The sequence below is a fragment of the Amycolatopsis viridis genome, from assembly GCF_011758765.1.
Classification (GTDB): Bacteria; Actinomycetota; Actinomycetes; order Mycobacteriales; family Pseudonocardiaceae; genus Amycolatopsis_E; species Amycolatopsis_E viridis.
On the sequence record NZ_JAANOU010000001.1, the window covers coordinates 1,174,607 to 1,193,443 of the forward strand.

At 72.5% G+C, this 18,837-nt stretch carries 18 protein-coding genes and 1 riboswitch; of the genes, 7 read left to right on the forward strand and 11 right to left on the reverse strand.

The genetic code is table 11. The annotated features are described in order from the left end of the window. Window positions 1–30 precede the first annotated feature (30 nt). From FHX46_RS05900 to FHX46_RS05915, 4 genes are read right to left on the reverse strand one after another with little or no spacing between them, the layout of a single operon-like run. Window positions 31–246 (reverse strand): exodeoxyribonuclease VII small subunit, encoded by a 216-nt coding sequence (locus FHX46_RS05900; RefSeq protein ID WP_167111364.1) that lies wholly within the window; start codon window positions 244–246, stop codon window positions 31–33. Beyond that, window positions 243–641, reverse strand: coding sequence for a hypothetical protein (locus tag FHX46_RS05905; RefSeq protein WP_167111366.1), 399 nt, complete (start codon window positions 639–641; stop codon window positions 243–245). Before FHX46_RS05905 ends, FHX46_RS05900 begins: the two co-directional genes overlap by 4 nt. A gap of 3 nt (window positions 642–644) precedes the next feature. Beyond that, window positions 645–1,883, reverse strand: a complete 1,239-nt coding sequence (xseA, locus tag FHX46_RS05910) for an exodeoxyribonuclease VII large subunit (protein ID WP_167111368.1) — start codon at window positions 1,881–1,883, stop codon at window positions 645–647. Next, window positions 1,880–2,485 carry a lipid droplet-associated protein gene (locus FHX46_RS05915; protein ID WP_167111370.1) on the reverse strand — a complete coding sequence of 202 codons (606 nt, stop codon included), beginning with the start codon at window positions 2,483–2,485 and terminating at the stop codon, window positions 1,880–1,882. Before FHX46_RS05915 ends, xseA begins: the two co-directional genes overlap by 4 nt. Before the next feature lie 136 nt (window positions 2,486–2,621). Between FHX46_RS05915 and FHX46_RS05920 the strand changes: the two genes are divergently transcribed. Continuing rightward, a complete protein-coding gene (locus FHX46_RS05920; RefSeq protein ID WP_167111372.1) occupies window positions 2,622–3,575 on the forward strand; it encodes a 4-hydroxy-3-methylbut-2-enyl diphosphate reductase in 954 nt (317 codons plus the stop codon). A gap of 646 nt (window positions 3,576–4,221) precedes the next feature. On the opposite strand, the gene FHX46_RS05925 is transcribed toward FHX46_RS05920, so the two are convergent. Together FHX46_RS05925 and rmuC are read right to left on the reverse strand one after the other, a co-directional pair. Then, window positions 4,222–5,235: a DUF6542 domain-containing protein gene (locus tag FHX46_RS05925; RefSeq protein ID WP_167111374.1), complete on the reverse strand. Its 1,014-nt coding sequence runs from the start codon at window positions 5,233–5,235 to the stop codon at window positions 4,222–4,224. A 155-nt stretch (window positions 5,236–5,390) separates the two neighbouring features. Beyond that, entirely contained in the window at window positions 5,391–6,308 is a 918-nt protein-coding gene (rmuC, locus tag FHX46_RS05930) for a DNA recombination protein RmuC (RefSeq protein WP_167111376.1), read from the reverse strand. Window positions 6,309–6,472: 164 nt separating this feature from the next. On the opposite strand from rmuC, the gene FHX46_RS05935 reads away from it, so the two are divergent. Together FHX46_RS05935 and FHX46_RS05940 are read left to right on the forward strand one after the other, a co-directional pair. Continuing rightward, complete coding sequence (locus FHX46_RS05935) at window positions 6,473–7,624, forward strand: exonuclease SbcCD subunit D (RefSeq protein WP_167111378.1); 1,152 nt, start codon at window positions 6,473–6,475, stop codon at window positions 7,622–7,624. Next, entirely contained in the window at window positions 7,621–10,584 is a 2,964-nt protein-coding gene (locus FHX46_RS05940; protein WP_167111380.1) for an AAA family ATPase, read from the forward strand. Before FHX46_RS05935 ends, FHX46_RS05940 begins: the two co-directional genes overlap by 4 nt. Window positions 10,585–10,588: 4 nt before the next feature. Here FHX46_RS05940 and FHX46_RS05945 read toward each other — a convergent pair whose 3' ends face one another. Both FHX46_RS05945 and FHX46_RS05950 read right to left on the reverse strand, forming a co-directional pair. After that, complete coding sequence (locus FHX46_RS05945; RefSeq protein ID WP_167111382.1) at window positions 10,589–11,098, reverse strand: methylated-DNA--[protein]-cysteine S-methyltransferase; 510 nt, start codon at window positions 11,096–11,098, stop codon at window positions 10,589–10,591. Between the two features lie 21 nt (window positions 11,099–11,119). After that, complete coding sequence (locus tag FHX46_RS05950; RefSeq protein WP_167111384.1) at window positions 11,120–12,622, reverse strand: AlkA N-terminal domain-containing protein; 1,503 nt, start codon at window positions 12,620–12,622, stop codon at window positions 11,120–11,122. A gap of 107 nt (window positions 12,623–12,729) precedes the next feature. On the opposite strand from FHX46_RS05950, the gene ychF reads away from it, so the two are divergent. Next, window positions 12,730–13,812 carry a redox-regulated ATPase YchF gene (gene ychF / locus FHX46_RS05955; protein ID WP_167111386.1) on the forward strand — a complete coding sequence of 361 codons (1,083 nt, stop codon included), beginning with the start codon at window positions 12,730–12,732 and terminating at the stop codon, window positions 13,810–13,812. 600 nt (window positions 13,813–14,412) lie between these two features. On the opposite strand, the gene FHX46_RS28970 is transcribed toward ychF, so the two are convergent. Next, window positions 14,413–14,724: a hypothetical protein gene (locus tag FHX46_RS28970; protein ID WP_313886040.1), complete on the reverse strand. Its 312-nt coding sequence runs from the start codon at window positions 14,722–14,724 to the stop codon at window positions 14,413–14,415. On the opposite strand from FHX46_RS28970, the gene FHX46_RS28975 reads away from it, so the two are divergent. Continuing rightward, window positions 14,711–14,953 (forward strand): hypothetical protein, encoded by a 243-nt coding sequence (locus tag FHX46_RS28975; protein ID WP_167109604.1) that lies wholly within the window; start codon window positions 14,711–14,713, stop codon window positions 14,951–14,953. The two genes, FHX46_RS28970 and FHX46_RS28975, sit on opposite strands and share 14 nt — an antisense overlap. 504 nt (window positions 14,954–15,457) lie before the next feature. Here the strand turns inward: FHX46_RS28975 and FHX46_RS05970 are convergent. After that, on the reverse strand, window positions 15,458–15,679 hold the full coding sequence (locus FHX46_RS05970; RefSeq protein WP_167111387.1) for a hypothetical protein: 222 nt from the start codon (window positions 15,677–15,679) through the stop codon (window positions 15,458–15,460). Window positions 15,680–15,741: 62 nt separating this feature from the next. After that, the gene (locus tag FHX46_RS05975) at window positions 15,742–16,032 is read right to left on the reverse strand and encodes a 4a-hydroxytetrahydrobiopterin dehydratase (RefSeq protein WP_167111389.1); all 291 of its coding nucleotides are present in this window, start codon (window positions 16,030–16,032) and stop codon (window positions 15,742–15,744) included. Window positions 16,033–16,065: 33 nt separating this feature from the next. Next, window positions 16,066–16,175: riboswitch (TPP riboswitch) on the forward strand. A 21-nt stretch (window positions 16,176–16,196) separates the two neighbouring features. On the opposite strand from FHX46_RS05975, the gene FHX46_RS05980 reads away from it, so the two are divergent. Together FHX46_RS05980 and FHX46_RS05985 are read left to right on the forward strand one after the other, a co-directional pair. Next, window positions 16,197–17,237 (forward strand): thiamine ABC transporter substrate-binding protein, encoded by a 1,041-nt coding sequence (locus tag FHX46_RS05980; RefSeq protein ID WP_167111391.1) that lies wholly within the window; start codon window positions 16,197–16,199, stop codon window positions 17,235–17,237. After that, window positions 17,234–18,835, forward strand: a complete 1,602-nt coding sequence (locus tag FHX46_RS05985; RefSeq protein ID WP_167111393.1) for an ABC transporter permease — start codon at window positions 17,234–17,236, stop codon at window positions 18,833–18,835. The genes FHX46_RS05980 and FHX46_RS05985 overlap by 4 nt, the downstream gene beginning before the upstream one ends. Window positions 18,836–18,837: the final 2 nt, after the last annotated feature.

The following is an 18,837-nucleotide window of genomic DNA, read 5'->3' on the forward strand; positions in this document are numbered from 1 at the left end:
GCTCGCAGGGCAGCGGCGTGATGGTGAATGTCACCCCTCGTCGCCGGTCGGGTCCTCCACGGACTTCAGGGCATCCTCGATCCGGTGACGCGCGCCTTCCAGGTGCCGCTCGCAGAGCTTCGCGAGGTGCTCGCCCTTCTCCCACAGCGCCAGCGACTGCTCCAGGGACAGGCCGCCCGCCTCCAGCTCGCGGACGACCTCGATGAGCTGGTCGCGGGCCTGTTCATAGTCGAGTTCTTCGGTCACCGGGTTGTGCTCCTCGCGGGTCGACGAGCGCACACTACCGCGGTCGCCATCGCGTGGTCGTACCCGGCGAAGGCGGTCGCGAACTCCTGGCCGTCGCCCTCGGTGATCGCCAGTTCGATGTCGCTCTGCGCGTGGGCCACCCGCCGGCGGTGCGGCGCGCCGTCGTGGAACCACCACTTCGTGCCCACGTAGGCCGAGGTCGCCTCGGACAGCTGGCGCAGGCGGACGTCCAGGTCCCAGCGACCGGGCACGGCGCACCCGGCGAGCAGCGACACCCAGCAGGCGCCGGCCGCGGCCTCCGCGGCGCCGGCCCGGTCGAGGACGGTGCGGGCACCGGCCCGCGCCGCGGCGTCGGTGGTGAGCGGGAGGAACGTCGCTCGGGCGGAACGCAGCACTTCCTACTCCCCGGGTTCAGTCGATCGCGCCACCGCGTGCACCGCTCCGTCGACGACGCGCACGCGCAGCGGAGTTCCCTCCGCAACTTCAGAGATGTGCCGGAGCACCTGGAGGTTGCCCGCCTCGTCGCGGTACTGCACGACGGCGTACCCGCGCTCGAGGGTCGCCGCCGGGCCGAGCGCGGCCAGCGTGCCGCGAGCGCCGGCGATGGCGGCCTGTTCGTGCGAGACGAGGTTGAGCACGGCGCGCCGGCCGCGTTCCCGGTGCAGCTCGATCTCGTCGGCCCGCCGGTCGACCGGGCCCATCGGATCGGCCAGGACGGGCCGGCTGCGCAGCTGGTCGAGCAGCCGGCACTGGGTGTCCACCCAGCCGTGCAGGGCGCGCCGGGCCCGGTCCCGCAGCTGCCGCACCCGCTCGGTCTCCTCCTTGACGTCCGGCACCACGCGCTTGCCGGCGTCGGTCGGCGTGGAGCAGCGCACGTCGGCGACGTGGTCCAGCAGCGGTGTGTCCGGCTCGTGCCCGATCGCGCTGACCACGGGCGTGCGTGCCGCCGCGACCGCGCGGCACAGGGTCTCGTCGGAGAACGGGAGCAGGTCCTCCACACTGCCGCCACCGCGCGCGATGACGATGACCTCGACGGACGGGTCGGCGTCCAGCATGTGCAGCGCCTTGACGATCTGCGGCACGGCCTGCACGCCCTGCACCGCGGTGTTGACCACCTGGAACGGCGCGGCCGGCCAACGAGCGTGCGCGTTGACCAGCACGTCCCGTTCCGCGGCCGACGCGCGGCCGGTGATCAGGCCGATGCCCTTGGGCAGGAACGGCAGGCGGCGCTTGCGCTCCGCGGCGAACAGGCCCTCGGCGGCAAGCAGGCGGCGCAGCCGTTCGATGCGGGCGAGCAGCTCACCGATGCCGACCGCGCGGATCTCGCTCGCCCGCAACGAGATGGTGCCGCGCCCCAGGTAGAACGTCGGTTTGGCGAAGACGACCACGCTCGCGCCGTCCCGCAGCGGCGGTTCGATGCCGCGCAGCAGGCCGGTCGGGCAGGTGACGGTCATGGACACGTCGGCAGCCGGGTCGCGCAGCGTGAGGAACGCGGTCTGCGTGCCGGGGCGGGCGTTGACCTGCGTGACCTGGCCCTCGACCCACACCGAGCCGAGCCGGTTGATCCACTCGGCGATCTTGCGGGCGACGGTGCGGACCGGCCACGGGTTCTCCGCGCTGGTGGGTTCGGCGCTCACTCCGCGTCGGCGTCCCCGGTGGCGTTGGCGCGCTGCACGTTGGTGATGCGCCGGGCCAGCATGCCCACGAACTGCGCCCGGTTGCCGTGGGCGCGCTCGTAGGCCAGCAGCTCCTCGAGTTCGTCCAGGGAGAAGCGGCGCAGGCGGGCGCGCAGCTGGGGGAGCGTGAGCTCGTCGTAGTTGTCCAGGCCGAGCGGGCCGTCGCCGGTGCCGGCCGGGCTGTCGAACTCGCCCTCGGCGTGCTCCTCGCCCAGGGCGCGTTCCTCCTGCTCCCAGGGGCTGTCGGCGACATCGGCGAGGACGGCGTCCGGGCGGTGGCCGTTGCTGCGTGGTTCCTCGGCCGGCGAGCGGTCCGTGGTCAGGTCCTCGTCGAAGGTGGCCCAGCTGGGCGTCTCCTCGACCGGGCGGAGTGACGACAGGGCGTCGTCACCGCGGATGGCCAGCTCGGTGATCTGCTGCTGCATGCGCATGGAGAACTGGAGCACGCCGGAGATCACCGTGACGGGCAGGCCGAGCAGCGTCTTCGGCAGGTCACGGGCGCGCTCGGCGGCGGTCACGGCGAGTCCTGCGGCGACGCGGAGGGGAAGCGGGAACGGCTTCATGGGTACAGCGTGCCGCACCTGGGCCGGTCAGCCCAACCGGCGCGGCGGGCAGAGGTGACCGGACGCACAGATTCCGGGTGGGAAGCCGGCCGGTGGGCGCCCGGGCGGCCCGGGCGGCGGCCCGTACCCTGGAGGTATGACTGCTGCCTCCGAGCCCGTCAAGCGTGTGCTGCTGGCCAAGCCGCGCGGCTACTGCGCCGGTGTCGACCGGGCCGTGGTCGCCGTGGAGAAGGCGCTCGAGCTGTACGGGCCGCCGGTGTACGTGCGCAAGGAGATCGTGCACAACCGCCACGTGGTGGAATCGCTGCGTGAGCGGGGGGTCGTCTTCGTGGACGACACGTCCGAGGTGCCCGAGGGTGAGCTCGTGGTGTTCTCCGCGCACGGCGTGTCCCCGGCCGTGCGCGCGGAGGCGGAGGAGCGCAACCTGCGCACCATCGACGCGACGTGCCCCCTGGTGACCAAGGTGCACAAGGAGGTCAACCGGTTCGCCGGCCAGGACTACGACATCCTGCTCATCGGGCACGAGGGGCACGAGGAGGTCGAGGGCACCGCGGGCGAGGCGCCCACGCACGTGCAGCTGGTGGACACCGCCGAGGACGCGGCGAAGGTCGAGGTGCGCGACCCGTCGAAGGTCGTGTGGCTGTCGCAGACCACGTTGAGCGTGGACGAGACGATGGAGCGCGTCGACCAGCTCAAGGGCCGCTTCCCGAACCTGATGGACCCGCCCAGCGACGACATCTGCTACGCCACGTCGAACCGGCAGACGGCCGTGAAGGCGATGGCCCCGGAGTGCGACCTGGTGCTGGTGGTGGGCTCGAAGAACTCGTCGAACTCGCAACGCCTGGTCGAGGTGGCCAAGCAGGCCGGCGCGAAGGACGCACACCTGATCGACTTCGCCCACGAGGTGGACGAGTCGTGGCTGGCGGACGTGACGACGGTCGGTGTCACGAGTGGCGCCTCGGTGCCCGACGTGCTGGTGATGGACCTGCTGAGCTGGCTGGCGGACCGCGGCTGGGGCGAGGTCCAGGAGGTCACCACCGCCAACGAGAAGATCGCCTTCGCCCTGCCCCGCGAACTGCGCCGCGCCTGAGCGGGGCTCGCCGCCCCGGCCGCGTGGCAGCTGTCCTGGGTTGCCGGCCGCCGCTCCGGTGAGGCGGCGCGTGGGGCTCTGCGCGGCGGCCCGCTTTGCGCGACGGCGTGCTGCTTGTTCGACTTGTTCGACGGCGGTGACTTGTTCGACGGCGGTGAGGTGTGGTGCGTGCGGTGCCCGCTGCCGGTGGTGCGCCTGCCTGGCGGCCCGTTCGGCCGGTGCTGTGCCCCCGGGACAGCCCTCGTGACTCGCTGGCCGGGGCTTCGAGCGCGTGCGCACTCGCCACGTGCTGGGCTGCGACCTCGTTCGGTGTGTGCCTGGTGGCCCGCTGGCCTTCGCTGCACGTCGACGCAGGAGCGCCGCTGTGAGGCTCGCCGCGCCTCATCGCCGGCGATGCTCTCGCGCCTGCGTGGGGGTGCCGGTTGGTCGTCGAGGCGAGTTTTCGTGGCGCCCCGCGGTCGCTCTTCGCAGCTGCGCGCTGTGGGGTGTGGTTGCCGGTTGCGGCTGCCGAGTTGTCGTGTCCTTGGCCGCAGTGGTTGGGGAGGGACCGCAGGGTTGGGGAGGGGTGCGGTGGTGGGGAGGGGTGAGCCGCTGCCCCTCGCCGTGCCGCTCCGCGCAGCCCGCGCTCGGGCTTGTTGGCGGCAGGTCAGGCGTCGTCGTCCCAGGGGCGGCGGCGTGGCGGGATTCCGCGGCGGCCTTGTGGGGCGCGGCGCGGCTCCTGGAGCGGGTCGCCGGCTCGCGGCGGGACCCGCCGGGCACGGTTGGCGGCACCGCCGGACCGCGGCTCGCCGCCGCGGCGATCGTCCTCCTCCGGCGGCACGCCACGCTGACGAGGGCGTCGGCCCACTGGTGGCGTCTTACCGCCGCGCGCGGCGGGGTCCCGGCGCGGCTCGTCCTCCCCGGCGCGGCGACCACCGGAGTCGCCGTCGGCACGCCCCCGGCGAGGGGTGGCCGCGGCGCGCCGCGGATCATCGTCCGGAGGCAGCCGACGCCCCGGGCGTCGCCCGCTCGACGCCCGGCCGGCAGCCGCCGCACCACCACCGGTGCGGCCCTCCTTCGCGGCACCGGCGCGGTCCTCTCCGCCGCCGGTCCGGTCGGCGGCCGGCCGCCGACCCCGTGATTCGGCACCGCTGCGACCCGCGCCACCGGGACGCTTCGGGGCCGTCGGCCGCTTGCTGTCCCCGCTCTTGGCTGTCAGATCCGGGTTTCGCTCGCGGTAGATGCGCACGATGCCCAGTACCAGGGTGCAGCCCGTCGTGACCGCCATGGTCGGGAACCCGTTGATCAGCGGCGTCCCGATGGCCAGCGCCTTGCTCAGCATGTCGCTGTTCTCCGGCATCCCGGACACCAACAGCACCACTCCGGGCACCGTGATTCCGAGGATGAGCGGAGGCTGCACCATCGGCCCGAACAGGCTGCGCCGCTGCACGGCGCACACCGCCGCGACCGCGCCGATGAAGTACGCGCCCTGGAACAGCCAGCCGAGCGAGTGCCGCGTCTGCATGTCGATGACCGCACCGACCACCGCCAGTCCGAAGGCGAGGAGCACGGCACCCCACCACGGCAAGCCGCGGCGGTCACCGACGATGGGACGCTGATCCCACGGCAGCGGCACGTCGTCGGCGTCGGAATCGCTCCGGCGATCGGGAATGGCGGTCACGAGGCAACACCGTAACCTGTAGCGCGCATCACCGGCTCCCCATCCCGCCGAGGATGGGGTCAGGCCACTGCTCGGGCCCGCCCGGAACGGGTCCTGATCAGCGGTTTCGGCGCCGGTGACCGTGCTGGCAACCCGGCGGTAACCCAGGATTTTCGCTAGCTCGCCGCGATCTCGTCCCCCCTTCGGATGGGGGCGACCTCGGAGGGGCTTCCTGCCGCCTCCGACAGCGGCGCCACAGCCGCCCGGAACCCCTCGAGCGCATCCAGTTCCCGCCGCCGCGCCGACAGGAACCGCTGCAGGTGGGTGCTGCTGAGGTTGAGCGCTTCGACCGCGTTTCCCGCCGCCCGGTGTGCCGCCGCCGCACCGGCCCGGACCCGCTCGATGTCGGCCACGACCGCCCGGTCGCTCGCGGCGAACAGTGCGGCCGACGCCACCACCGCGAATCCGGTCGGCCCGCACAGGAACACCCGCCGGTCGAGCATCCAGCGCAGCAGTTCCGGATCGGTGTCCAGCGCCGCCACCACGGCCGCGTCGGAGGGCACGAACATCACCGTGCCGTAGATCGCGTCGGCCCAGCGCTGGTATCCCTTCCCCGCCAGTTCGGCGGCCCGGGAGCGCAGGTTGCGGACGTGCACCCGCAGAGCGTCCATCCGCTCGTCCGGATCGTCGGTCTCCACCGCTTCCGCCCAGCAGGCGAGGCTGGCCTTCGCGTCGACCGGCACGCTGCGGTCGCCACCGACCCGCAGCACCATGTCGGGTTTGGCCGAGCCACCGCCGCCCAGGTCGGTCTGCAGTGTGTAGTGCAGCCCCTCGCGCAGCCCCAGCGCGCGCGCCGTCTCGGCCAGGACCTGCTCGCCCAGTTCGCCCCGGCCGCTGATCGAGGCGAACGCGACCTCGTACCTGCGCAGCGCCGCCTGGTGCTGATCCACGCGTGACCGTTCGGCTTCGACCAGGCGAGCCGCGGCGTCGGCGCGGCGCACGCTGTCGCCGTAGAGCCGCCACAGCAGGGCGATCGCCACGACCAGGACCACAGCGATCGCGACGGCTGCCGTGGTGATCACGGTGGAGGCCACTGCCGCCCTCCTTTCTTGATCGTCGAGAACGTGACCGCATCATGGCGGAGGGCACCGACAAAAACCGGGCCCGCCCGTCCCGATCTTCTCCGAACACACGTTCGGGTGAAGCCGAGCGGTGTGTCTGCGGGTTTCTGTCGGACCGTCCTCCTAACTTGGGCCACGTGAGACTCCTGCACACCTCCGACTGGCACGTCGGACGCACCTTCCACGGGCTGGACCTGCTCGCCGAGCAGGACACCGTGCTCGCGCACCTCGCGGACGTCGTGGCCGCCGAGGGGGTCGACGTCGTCCTCGTCTCGGGCGACATCTACGACCGGGCCGTGCCCTCGGCCGAGGCCGTGCAGGTCGCCAACCGGGCCCTCGGCCGCCTCCGGCACGCGGGCGCGCAGCTGGTCCTCACGTCCGGCAACCACGACTCGGCCCCACGGCTCGGTGCGTTCGGCGAGTTCGCCGCGGCCGGCGGCCTGCACCTGCGCACCACCATCGACCGGATCGCCGATCCGGTTGTGCTGGACGATGCCCACGGTGCGGTCGCGATCTACGGCATCCCCTACCTGGAGCCGGAACCGGCTCGGCAGGCGCTCGGCGTGACCGGTGCGCGCGGGCACACGGCCGTGCTCACCGAGGCGATGCGACGGATCCGGGCCGATCTCGCGGAACGGCCGCCCGGAACGCGGTCGGTCGTGCTCGCGCACGCGTTCGTCACCGGGGCCGCGCCCTCCGAATCGGAACGCTCCATCGCGGTCGGCGGGGTCGAACAGGTGCCGGGTTCGGTGTTCGACGGGGCCGACTACGTCGCGCTGGGGCATCTGCACGGGCCGCAGACACTCGCCGAGCACCTGCGGTACTCGGGCAGCCCCGTCGCCTACTCGTTTTCCGAGGCGCAGCAACGCAAATCGGTGTGGATCGTCGATCTCGACGGCTCGGGCCTGGCGGATGTCCGGCGGCACGAGCTGCCGGTTCCGCGCCGGCTGGCCAAGCTCAGCGGTCGTCTGGCGGAGCTGCTGGCCGACCCGGCGCACGACGATCTGGTGGAGTGCTACCTCTCGGTCACGCTCACCGACCCGGTGCGCCCGGTCGATGCGATGCGGTCACTGCGCGACCGCTTCCCGCACGCCGTCCACCTGGAATGGCAGCCGGAGAACGGGAAGACGTCGGCGGCGCTGCGGTACGCCGCCGCCGTGCGGGGGCGTTCGGACGAGGAGATCGCTCGCGGTTTCCTCGACGACTGCCGCGGGGCGCCGCCGAACGAGCGGGAGGCCGGGTTGCTGCGCGCGGCCCTGGAGAAGGCGGACAGGGAGGACGCGGCATGAGGCTGCACCGGCTGGAGGTGGCGGCGTTCGGACCGTACCGGTCCCGGCAGGTCGTCGATTTCGATGCGCTTGGGGCCGACGGGCTGTTCCTCCTGCACGGCGACACCGGCGCGGGGAAGACGACACTGCTGGACGCGGTGGCGTTCGCCTTGTTCGGCACCGTTCCCGGCGCCCGCGGGCAGGTCAAGCGGTTGCGCTGCGACCTGGCCGATCCGGAGGAGCCGACCGAGGTCGTGCTCGAGCTCACGGTGCAGGGGCAGCGGTTGCGCATCGTGCGCAGCCCCGAGTACCAGCGTCCGAAGCGGCGGGGCGAGGGGACCACCACGCAGCAGGCCAAGGCGGTGCTCACCTGGATCGGTGTGCCACCCGCCGGTCAGCCGGCCGAGGGACTGACGCGCATCGACGAGGTCGGGCGCACGGTGCAACGCCTGCTCGGGATGAGTGCGGATCAGTTCTTCCAGGTCGTGTTGCTGCCGCAGGGGGAGTTCGCCCGGTTCCTGCGCGCCGACACCGACGAGCGGGAAAAGCTGCTGGAAAGGCTGTTCGGCACCAAGCGGTTCGCCGATGTCGAGGCCTGGTTCCGGGAACGGCGGGCGGAGCAGCGGCGCGAACTCGACCAGCAGCGCCAGGAGCTGCGGGAGTGGACGGCGCGGTTCGCCCAGGTGGCGGGCGCGGAGGTGCCCGAGGAGGACCTCGCAGGCTGGGTGGCGCGGACCGGCGAGCGGATCCGGGCCACGGTCGAGCGGGCGCGGGAGGACGAGCAGCGCGCGCGAGCCGCGCGCGAGTCGGCCGACGAGCTGCTGGCCGAGCGGTTGTCGGCCGCCGAGCGGGTGCGCCGGGTCCGGGAGGCGCACCAGCGGCTCGCGGTGCTGGCCGAGCAGGAGGACGAACGCACTCGCTGGGCGGACGAACTCGCCGCGGCGCGGCGCGCGGCGACCGTCGTGGCGGTCGCGGCTCAGGCTGACCGGTGCGCGACGCAGCTCGACGAAGCCCGGCTCGCCGAGGAGCGCAAGGCCCAAGCGCTGGCAGCGACCGGTTTCGTGAACGCGGAGGTGGACACCGCGGAACTGCGCAAGTTGTCCGGGCAGTTGAGTGAGGAAGCCGGTGCGCTGGCCGGACTCGTCGCCGAAGCCGAACAGCAGGTGCGGGATCAGCGGGACATCGAGCGCTTCGCCGAGACGGCGGCGGACGCGCGAGCGCGGGTCGAGGTGCTCGGCGAGAAGCTCGCCGGTATCCCGGAGCGCGCGCGGGATCTGCGGGAGCGGCTCGAGGTCGCGATCGACGCCGAGGCGAAGCTCGGTGAGGTCCGCAAACGGGAGGCCGACCTGGTCGCTGCTGTCGCGGACGCGGAGCGCCTGCCCGCGGCGCGGCGCGCCCTGGACGATGCGGAAGGGGCGGCACGGGAGGCGATCGACCGGCATCAGGAGGCACGCGAACGGTTTCTCGAGCTGCGCCGGTGGCGGCTGGACGGCATGGCGGCCGAGCTCGCCGCACGTCTGACCGCCGGATCGCCGTGCCCGGTGTGTGGTTCCTCCGACCACCCGGCACCCGCGATCGCGGCGCCCGAGGCCGTCTCACCGGAGCAGGAGCACGCAGCCGAGGAAGCCGAGGCACGGGCGGAGCGGCGGCGCAAGGCGGCCGAGGCGGCCCGGCACGACGCGGAAACCAAGCTGGCCGCGCTGCGCGAACGCTTGCGGGGCCGGGACGGTGCCCAGCTGGGCGAGGAGCTGTCCGCGTTGCGTAAGGAGATCGCCGGTCTGAATGCGCTGGCGGAACAGCGTGCACCGCTCGCCAAGCAGGTCCAGGCGACCGAAACCGAGCAGCGGGAACTCGACGAGAAACGCGCGGCGGAACTGCAGAGGGCCACCGCGGCGGAAACCCAGCGGCAGGCGTTGACCGAGCGCGTCGCCGAGCGTGCGCGACGGCTCGACGAGGCACGGGGCGAGCACCCGGACGTCGGCGCGCGGCGTGCTCATCTGACCGGGATCGTGCGGGCCCTGGACGCACTCGCCGAGGCACGCGCGGCCACCGCGAGCGCGGCCGGGCAGCTCGAGCGTCAGCGCGTCGAGGTGCGGGAAGCCCTGCACCGCGCCGGCTTCGAGACGGTGGCGGAGATGCGGGCCGCCGCGCGGGACGAGATGACGATCCGCGACCTCGAGCAGCGCCTTGCCGAGGCCGGCGCTGCCGAGGCGGCCGCACGAGCCACCCTGAACGAGCCGGAGCTGTCGGGGGTCGGGCCGGACGACGAGGTCGACGTCGAGTCGGCGAAGGCCGCGGCCCGGTCGGCGCGGGAACGGGCCGAAGCCGCGTTCGCCGTCCTGCGCTCGGCGAACGCACAGGCGGACGCGCTCGGCACGCTCGCCGAACGGCTGACCGCCGCGACCGAGCGGCTGCGGCCGCTGGAGGAGGAGTTCGCCGAGCTCGACGCTCTGACCGACGTGGTCAACGGGCGCGGGCAGAACGCGCGGAAGATGTCGCTGCGGTCGTACGTACTGGCGGCCCGGCTGGAGGAGGTGGCCCTCGCCGCGACGGCGCGGTTGCAGACGATGAGTCAAGGGCGCTACTCGTTCGTGCACTCCGACGCGGCCGGATCCCACGGCACGAGGGGTGGCCTGGGACTGGACGTGCTGGACGACTTCTCCGGCACGATCCGGCCGGCGAAGACCCTCTCCGGCGGGGAGTCGTTCCTCGCGTCGCTGGCGCTGGCGCTGGGGCTGGCGGACGTGGTCGCGGCGGAGACGGGTGGCTCGCTGCTGGACACGCTGTTCGTCGACGAGGGGTTCGGCACCCTCGACTCCGAGACGCTCGACGTGGTGATGAACATCCTCGACGAGCTGCGGGCCGGTGGCCGGGTGGTCGGCCTGGTGTCCCATGTGGAGGAATTGCGGCAGCGGATCCCGACCCGGCTGCGGGTGCGCAAGTCCCGCACCGGGTCGAGTTTGGAGCTGCAAATGGCGTGATTTCTCAGGCGTGATAAGGGGTTTCGTGGTCGAGCAGCCACCGCTTGGCATCGACGCCCCAGCGGAAGCCACCCAGCGCGCCACCGATGCGGAGCACGCGGTGGCAGGGCACGAACAGCGCCGCCGCGTTGCGGGCGCAGGCTGAAGCCGCGGCCCGGACAGCGGCGGGACGGCCGGCCAGCGCGGCGTACTCGCTGTAGGTGACGGGCTTGCCGGCGGGCACCGTGCGCAGCACGTCCCACGCGTGCTGCAGGAACTCGCCGGATCGCTGGCGCACCGGAATGTCGTCGATCGCGTCGAGTTCGCCCTCGTGGTAGCGACGGACCGCGGTGCTGACCGCGCCGAGGTCGCGTTTCTCGCGCAGGTCGGACGGGCGCAGTGCGGGGGAGATCTGGGGAGTCAGCAGGTCGAGATCGGCCGTCCAGCCCGAGGCCAGTACGGCGCCGTCGCCGGCGACGATGGCGGTGAACGGGCCGATCGGGGTGTCGGTGGTGGCCCAGTGGGCAATGCTCATGTCGGTTCTCCTTGCGGGGGTTCAGGCTTGGCTCGAGCGCCACAGGTACATGCCGGCGTAGGACCGCCAGGGCCGCCACGCCTGCGCTCGTTCGGTCAGGGCTGGGATGTCGTCGGCGATGCCGAGGGCGGCCGCACCCTTGCGGAGCACGAGGTCGCCGGTGAGCAGCACGTCGGGGACGCCGAGGACGCGCATCAGCACGTAGTCCGCGGTCCACGGTCCGACACCGGTGAGCTCGAGCAGTTCGGCGCGCAGCTCGGCGGGGTCACGGCCGACGTGCACGTCGACCTCGCCGGACGCGAGCGCCGCGGCGGCGCCCAGGATGGCGTCCACGCGGCGCTTCGGGCCGCGGAGCACCTCGTGTCCGCGCTCGGCGACCGCCTCGGCCGTGGGGAACAGCAGCACGCCGTCCTGCCACGGGACCGGATCACCGAGCGCGGCGGTGAGGCGGGCCGCGGCGGTGCGCGCGGCGGCGACCGACACCTGCTGGCCGAGCATCGCGCGCAGCACCAGCTCGGGACCGTCGGCCGCGCCCGGGACCCGGACACCCGGGGTCGCCGCGACCGCGGGCGCCAGCGCCGGGTCCGCGCCGAGCACGCGCGCCACAGCCTCGGGGTCGGCGTCCAGGTCCAGCAGCCGCCGCGCGCGGGTGACGGCGGCCCCCAGGTCGCGGACGTCGGCGAGCTGCAGGTCGCAGCGCACGTGCCCGTCCCGTGGCGTCAGCGTCACGGACGCGGCGCCGTGCGGGAGCCGCAGGGTGCGGGCGTAGCTGTGCTCGTCGGCGGACTCGACACCGGGCACCGCCCGTGCGGCGAAGAAGCCGAGTAGCCCGGCGGCGTCGAACGGCGGGCGGAACGGCAGCCGCAGGGACAGCCGCGTACCGGCGGTGCCGGCGTCGGGCTCCACGGCACCCGCGCGCCGCCGGGCCGCGGCGGCGGCCGCACGCAGCTGCGACGGCGTGCGGGCGAACACCTCGCGGATGGTGTCGTTGAACTGCCGGATGCTGGCGAAGCCGGCGGCGAAGGCGACGTCGGCCAGCGGCAGCTCGGACAGCTCGATGAGCAGCCGCGCCGAATGCGCCCGGTGGGCGCGGGCCAGGGCCAGCGGTCCCGCGCCGAGCTCGGCGGTCAGGACCCGGCCGAGCTGCCGCTCGGAGTAGCCGAGCCGGCGGGCCAGGCCGGGCACGCCCTCACGCTCGATGACGCCGTCCGCGATCAGCCGCATCGCCCGCGCAGCGAGGTCGGCGCGCACATTCCACTCCGGCGAGCCGGGCACGGCGTCGGGCAGGCAGCGCCGGCAGGCGCGGAAACCGGCGGACTGGGCCGCGGCCGCGGTCGGGTAGAACCGCACGTTCTCCTGCCGCGGCGTGAGCGCCGGACAGGACGGCCGGCAGTAGATGCCGGTGGTGCGGACGGCCGTGATGAACTGGCCGTCGAAGCGGGCGTCGCGTGAGGCGACCGCGCGGTAGCAGCGCTCGGCGTCCCGCCAGAGAGCCTGGTCGGCTGGTGCCACGGTGGCTGTCATGGGTTCGATACTGCCAGCAGGTCAGCCGCTCGACTGGCGGAAATCCGACATAGGTGTGAACGGGCGGCCGGGCCGGGTGCGGGGCCTGCCCCGTAGACTTCGGAGCCGTGAGTCTGACCCTCGGTATCGTCGGCCTGCCCAACGTCGGCAAGTCGACCCTGTTCAACGCGCTGACCCGCAACGACGTGCTCGCGGCGAACTACCCGTTCGCGACGATCGAGCCGAACGTGGGCGTCGTGCCGTTGCCCGACGAGCGGCTGGACAAGCTCGCCGAGATGTTCGCCTCCGCTCGCACCGTGCCGGCGACGGTGTCCTTTGTGGACATCGCGGGGATCGTGAAGGGTGCCTCCGAGGGTGCCGGTCTCGGCAACAAGTTCCTCGCGAACATCCGCGAGGCCAACGCGATCTGCCAGGTCATCCGCGTGTTCGACGACCCGGACGTGGTGCACGTCGACGGCCGGGTCGACCCGTCGTCCGACATCGAGACGATCAACACCGAGCTGATCCTCGCCGACCTGCAGACCTTGGAGAAGGCGCTGCCGCGGCTGGAGAAGGAAGCCCGGACGAAGAAGGAGAACCGGCCGGCGCTGGAGGCCGCGCAGAAGGCGAAGGAGATCCTCGACGGCGGCCGGACGTTGTTCTCCGCCCAATCGGAGATCGACTCGGCGCTACTGCGCGAGCTGAGCCTGCTGACCCTCAAGCCGTTCCTGTACGTGTTCAACGCCGACGAGGGTGTGCTGACCGACCAGGCCAAGCGCGAGGAACTCACCAAGCTGGTGGCTCCGGCGGACGCCGTCTTCCTGGACGCGAAGGTCGAAGCCGAGCTGCTCGAGCTCGACGACGAGGAGTCGGTGCGGGAGCTGCTGGAGTCGGTCGGCCAGGCCGAGCCGGGTCTGCACGCGCTCGCCCGTGCCGGCTTCCACACGCTGGGCCTGCAGACGTACCTGACCGCCGGTCCGAAGGAGGCGCGCGCGTGGACGATCCCGCAGGGCGCCACCGCGCCGCAGGCCGCGGGCGTCATCCACACCGACTTCGAACGGGGCTTCATCAAGGCCGAGGTCGTCTCGTTCCACGACCTGGTGGAAGCCGGTTCGATGGCCGCCGCGCGCGCCGCCGGCAAGGTCCGGATGGAAGGCAAGGACTACATCATGGCCGACGGCGACGTGGTCGAATTCCGCTTCAACGTCTGATCAGGCCCTGTTTGGCCTGGTCAGATGCTCAGGCCGCTACCGGATTCGTCAGTGGTTCGTCGGAGCGACCGACAACGTCCGCGCACAACCGAGTGGATGCCAGGGCGGATTTCGTCCTCCGCATTCGGCCAGAGGCGGGCTTCGTCAATCGTTTGCCAGGGCACCTGTCGTGCTCGCGAACGGGATCGTCCGCGAGTGCGGAACACCCAGGTCAGAGTCCGGCAGACCGGCCGCTACCTGACATTCGCTGTGCGTCGTCTCTCGGCGCTGTGCTGTGACCACTACGACCGGTTCCGCCTACTTCGGTAGGTCCAGGGCCGGTCTTCATTCTTTCTGGGTGGTGTGCTTGGGCGGAGCAGTCAAGGAGTACCGACGCTACGACCAGCAGGTCGACCTGCTCGCCGAGCGCGGGATGGATGTCCGAAATGGCGCTTCCCCAATCTCTCGTAATCGACCGCGAGACACGAACGATGAGCCACGCGGGTTCGGCCTGACGGCGGTACCCGGATCGGCGGGTGGGCGTGCGGGGCCGGTTCACACCGGCCTGGACGGCACGGAACGCCCAGGCCGGGGATGCCTGGGCGTTCCGCACCACCGAGGTCAGCAGGTCACGTTCACGGTGCCGCTCGGTTCGAAGGAGACGTGCACGTGGTCGTAGTGGTTGGCCGTGGCGTCGCCGCGGTCTTCCATCGCCGACCAGCCGCTGCCGTCGTTGTAGCGCTGCCGCCAGATCACGTACTTGACGTTGAACTCCGCCCGGTGGGCCAGCACGTAGTCGGCGATGGCGTTGCCCTTCGCCGTGTCCACCATGAAGTCCAGGGCCAGTCCGCTCGGGTGGTCGCTCGTACCGGAGCGGCCCGCCCGGCCGCCCACCTCGGCCACGTCGAACTTCGCCTTGATGTGGTTGCCCACCTTCGCGACGTGGGGCAGCGTCCCGGCCAGCACCGAGGAACACGCGTTCGCCGCTGTGGTCGTGGTCCTCGGCGTCGTCGTGCTGGACTTCAGGGTCGTGGTGGTCGTCGAGGTCGTCGAGGAGGCCGGCGGGGTGGTGGTCGTCACCGGGGGCGGCGGCGGGGTGGTTGTCGTCGTCAGGACCGGGGGCGGCGTGGTCGTGACCGGTGGTGGCAACGGCGCCATCTGAGCCGCCAGGCCGGAGGTGTCCGTCCGGCTGAGGTTGCCGGTCAGCCACACGGCGAGGCCCAGCACGACTGCCGCGGCCAAGCCGATCGCCAGCGGAACCGTCAACGATTGTGTTTTGGATCTATGTCGACCTGCCATTGCGGAAGATCACCAGTTTCGGGGAGGGGACTTATTCAGCCATTCGGGGGATGGCCGCCGGTCAGATTACGAACCGGACACGAAGAAGTCACCAGCGAGTGGCTAGGCACACAGATCATCTGCGCAGGAAAACGGCCCGCCGGAAGTTCCGGCGGGCCGGTGGCCGGCTGGGCTCAGCCCAGAACGGCGAGGGCGAGGACGGCGACCAGGGTGATGGCGGTGGCCAGTCCGGTGACCCAGGCGCGCTGGACGGGCGACAGGGCGGGCGTGCTGTTCATGGCGACCTCAGGGGTGAGCAGGTACTTCCGCGCGTGACAGCGCCCGCGAGGCCCCGGTCGTTACGGCCTGGTCACTGGTGTGACCTATTTCACTCCTGCGGCCCTCGGTGCCGGGCCGTATACCAGAACACCCCGCCCGCCGCGGCGATCATCAACCCGAACGACAGCACCGCGACGACGACCGCCTGTGTCTCGCCCGCGGCGCTGCCAGGATCGGACGGCGTGACCGCCTGCGCCGTCCCGGCCAGTACTGTCAGCAACAAGGCGACCGCGGCTCCCAAGCCGGCCAGTCGCGCGACAACCTTTCCCATGTGCGTTCCCTCCACCCGGGAAACGCACCGGACCGGCCCCGATGTTGCCGGTCCGACGGAGATCACAACGCGTCGATCGTGCTGTCGATCTGCTCGGCCAGCGACACGTCCTGAGCGGTGATCCCGCCCGCCGAGTGCGTGCTGCACCGGAACGTGACCGTGCGCCACCGGATGTCGATGTCGGGGTGGTGGTTCACGCTCTCCGCGATCTCGGCGACCCGGTTCACCACCGCGATCGCCTGCGGGAAGTTGGCCAGCTCGGCCGTGCGCTCCAGCACGTCGCCCGAGCGCTGCCAGTACGGCAGCTTGTTGAGGGCTTCGGAGATCTCCGTGTCGCTCAGTAGTTCCGCCATGTGCTCCATGGTGGTACCGCGGCGGGTACGCTGCACGGTTGCCACGGGAGTCCGGGTTGTCCGGGCTGAGAGGCGGGCCTGTCCCGCGACCGTTCGCACCTGATCCGGATCATGCCGGCGCAGGGAGGCCCGACTCCTCTCGCCGGCCCGAGCGAGGAGTGGTCATGAAGTTCCGCACGGGCGTCCTGGTGGGCCTGGTCGCCGCCCTGACCGCCGGTTGCACGCTGGCCGGCAACGACAGCGCCTCCGGCCCGTCCACGGTCACGCTCGTCACCCACGACTCGTTCGCCGCGCCGCAGCAGGTGCTCGACGCGTTCCAGCAGCAGACCGGCATCAAGATCAACGTGGTGAAGAAGGGCGACGCCGGCGCGCTCACCAACACGCTCGTGCTCACCAAGGCCAACCCGATCGGCGACGCCGCGTTCGGCGTCGACTCGACATTCGCCTCCCGTGCGCTGAGCGAGGGCGTCTTCACGCCCTACACCAGCCCCGAGGCCGACCGCGGCCCGCAGCGCTACGCCGTGGACTCCGAGCACCGCCTCTCCGCGGTCGACCTGGGTGACGTGTGCCTCAACATCGACACCGGCTGGTTCGCCCAGCACGGCGTCCCGGCGCCGGCGACCTACGACGACCTGGTCAAGCCCCAGTACAAGGACCTGCTAGTCGTGGAGAACCCGGCCACCAGCTCGCCGGGGCTGGCCTTCCTGCTCGGCACCGTCGCCCGCTACGGCGAGCAGAACTGGCAGAACTACTGGACCCAGCTCAAGGCCAACGGCATGCGGGCCGACGCGGGCTGGGAGGAGGCGTACGGGCAGGACTTCTCCGGCTCCTCGGGCAAGGGCCCGCGGCCGATCGTGGTGTCCTACGCGTCGTCGCCCGCGGCGGAGATCGGCGATGACGGCAAGCCGCGCACGAAGGCCCTGCTGGACACCTGCTACCGCCAGGTCGAGTACGCCGGTGTGCTCGCCGGTTCGCCCAACGCGGCCAACGCGCAGAAGGTGATCGACTTCCTGCTGTCCCAGCAGTTCCAGGCGACGGTGGCGGAGAACATGTACGTCTACCCGGCCCGCGAGGGCGTGGCGCTGCCCGCGTCCTGGACGACGGCCGCCCCGCTGCCGCCCAACCCGGCGAGCCTGCCCGCGGCCACCGTGCAGGCCGGGCGTGAGCAGTGGATCTCGCAGTGGCGCTCGTTGCTCGGCCAGTGAGCCGCGCCGGGCTCGGGCTGGCGGCACTGGCCGTGCTGCCGCTCGGGTTCCTGGTGGTGTTCTTCGCGTGGCCCGTCGGGGCGATCCTGCGGCTGGGTTTTGTCGACGGCGGGGTGTTCGCCGCGCTGGCCGGGGGCGAGACGTGGCGGCTGGCCTGGTTCACGCTCGCCCAGGCCGCCGGCTCGACCCTGGTCGCGGTGGCCGCGGGCATGCCGGTGGCGTTCCTGCTGGCGCGCGTGCAGCTTCCCGGGGTGGGGATCGTGCGCACGCTCGTGCTGGTGCCGTTCGTGCTGCCCACCGTGGTGGTCGGCCTGGCGTTCCGCGCCCTGTGGACCGACGGTGGCTGGTTGTCGATCGTGCTGGCCAACGCGTTCTTCAACGTCGCGGTGGTGGGCCGGACGGTCGGTGGGCTGTGGGCGCTGCTCGACTCGCGCGCCGAGGATGCCGCTCGCGCGCTCGGCGCCTCCCGGTGGCGGGCGTTCCGCTCGGTGACGCTGCCGGCGTTGATGCCGGCGATCACGTCCGCGGCGGCGGTGGTGTTCCTGTTCTGCGCCACCAGTTTCGGCGTGGTCCTGATCCTCGGCGGCGCGCGGTACCGGACGCTGGAGACCGAGATCTACCTGCGCACCGAAAACCTGCTCGACCTGACGGGCGCGGCGGCCCTGTCACTGGTGCAGATCGCCGCCGTGCTGGCCGTGCTGCTGCTCGGCGCGGCGGCGCGCCGGCGCCGGGAGAGCGCGTTGCGGCTGCGGTCCCGCCGGGAGACCGCGCGCCGCCCGGTCCGCGGCGAGTGGGCGGTGGTCGCGGCCGCGGTGGCGGTGCTCGGGCTGTTGCTGACCCCGATCGTCGCGTTGCTGGTGCGCTCGGTGTCCGCCGGCGACGGCTGGAGCCTGGCCGGCTACCGGGCGCTGGCGGGCACCGGCAACGACGGCACGTTGCAGGTGTCCGGCTGGGATGCGGCGCTGAACTCGCTGCGCACCGCCACCGACGCGACGGTCCTCGCGATGGTCGTCGGTGTGTCGGCGTCGGTGCTGCTGGTCGCACTGCGGCGGTCGCCCGGGCGGCTGGCGCGCGGGGTCGGCGAGTCGATGGACGCCGCGCTGATGCTGCCGCTCGGCGTGTCCGCGGTGACCGTCGGTTTCGGGTACCTGGTGACCCTCGACGCGCTGCCCGGCGACCTGCGCCGGTCGCCGCTGCTGGTGCCGCTGGCACAGGCGCTGGTGGTGATCCCCCTGGTGGTCCGGACCGTGCTGCCGGTGGTCCGCTCGATCGACGACCGCCTGCGCCAGGCGGCGGCGACCCTCGGTGCGAGCCCGCCGCGGGTGTGGCGGGAGATCGACGTGCCGCTGGCGATGCGCGCGGTGATCGCGGCGGCGGGTTTCGGCTACGTGGTCGCGCTCGGCGAGTTCGGCGCGACGAGTTTCCTCGCGCGCCCGCAGGCACCGACGCTGCCGGTCGCGATCGCGGCGCTCATCGCGCGGCCCGGGCAGCTCAACAACCAGATGGCGTACGCGGCGTGCGCGCTGCTCATGCTGGTCACCGCGGCCGCGGTGATCGTGATCGACCGGCTCGCGTCCGGCCGGGTGGGGGAGTTCTAGCG

What these genes read in the sequence shown, in the direction of transcription:
- FHX46_RS05915 (WP_167111370.1), bottom strand. Translation starts at nt 2,485, where the DNA reads ATGAAGCCGTTCCCGCTTCCCCTCCGCGTCGCCGCAGGACTCGCCGTG.
- FHX46_RS05920 (WP_167111372.1), top strand. Translation starts at nt 2,622, where the DNA reads ATGACTGCTGCCTCCGAGCCCGTCAAGCGTGTGCTGCTGGCCAAGCCG.
- FHX46_RS05940 (WP_167111380.1), top strand. Translation starts at nt 7,621, where the DNA reads ATGAGGCTGCACCGGCTGGAGGTGGCGGCGTTCGGACCGTACCGGTCC.
- FHX46_RS05945 (WP_167111382.1), bottom strand. Translation starts at nt 11,098, where the DNA reads ATGAGCATTGCCCACTGGGCCACCACCGACACCCCGATCGGCCCGTTC.
- FHX46_RS05950 (WP_167111384.1), bottom strand. Translation starts at nt 12,622, where the DNA reads ATGACAGCCACCGTGGCACCAGCCGACCAGGCTCTCTGGCGGGACGCC.
- FHX46_RS28975 (WP_167109604.1), top strand. Translation starts at nt 14,711, where the DNA reads ATGTGGTTGCCCACCTTCGCGACGTGGGGCAGCGTCCCGGCCAGCACC.
- FHX46_RS05970 (WP_167111387.1), bottom strand. Translation starts at nt 15,679, where the DNA reads ATGGGAAAGGTTGTCGCGCGACTGGCCGGCTTGGGAGCCGCGGTCGCC.
- FHX46_RS05975 (WP_167111389.1), bottom strand. Translation starts at nt 16,032, where the DNA reads ATGGCGGAACTACTGAGCGACACGGAGATCTCCGAAGCCCTCAACAAG.
- FHX46_RS05980 (WP_167111391.1), top strand. Translation starts at nt 16,197, where the DNA reads ATGAAGTTCCGCACGGGCGTCCTGGTGGGCCTGGTCGCCGCCCTGACC.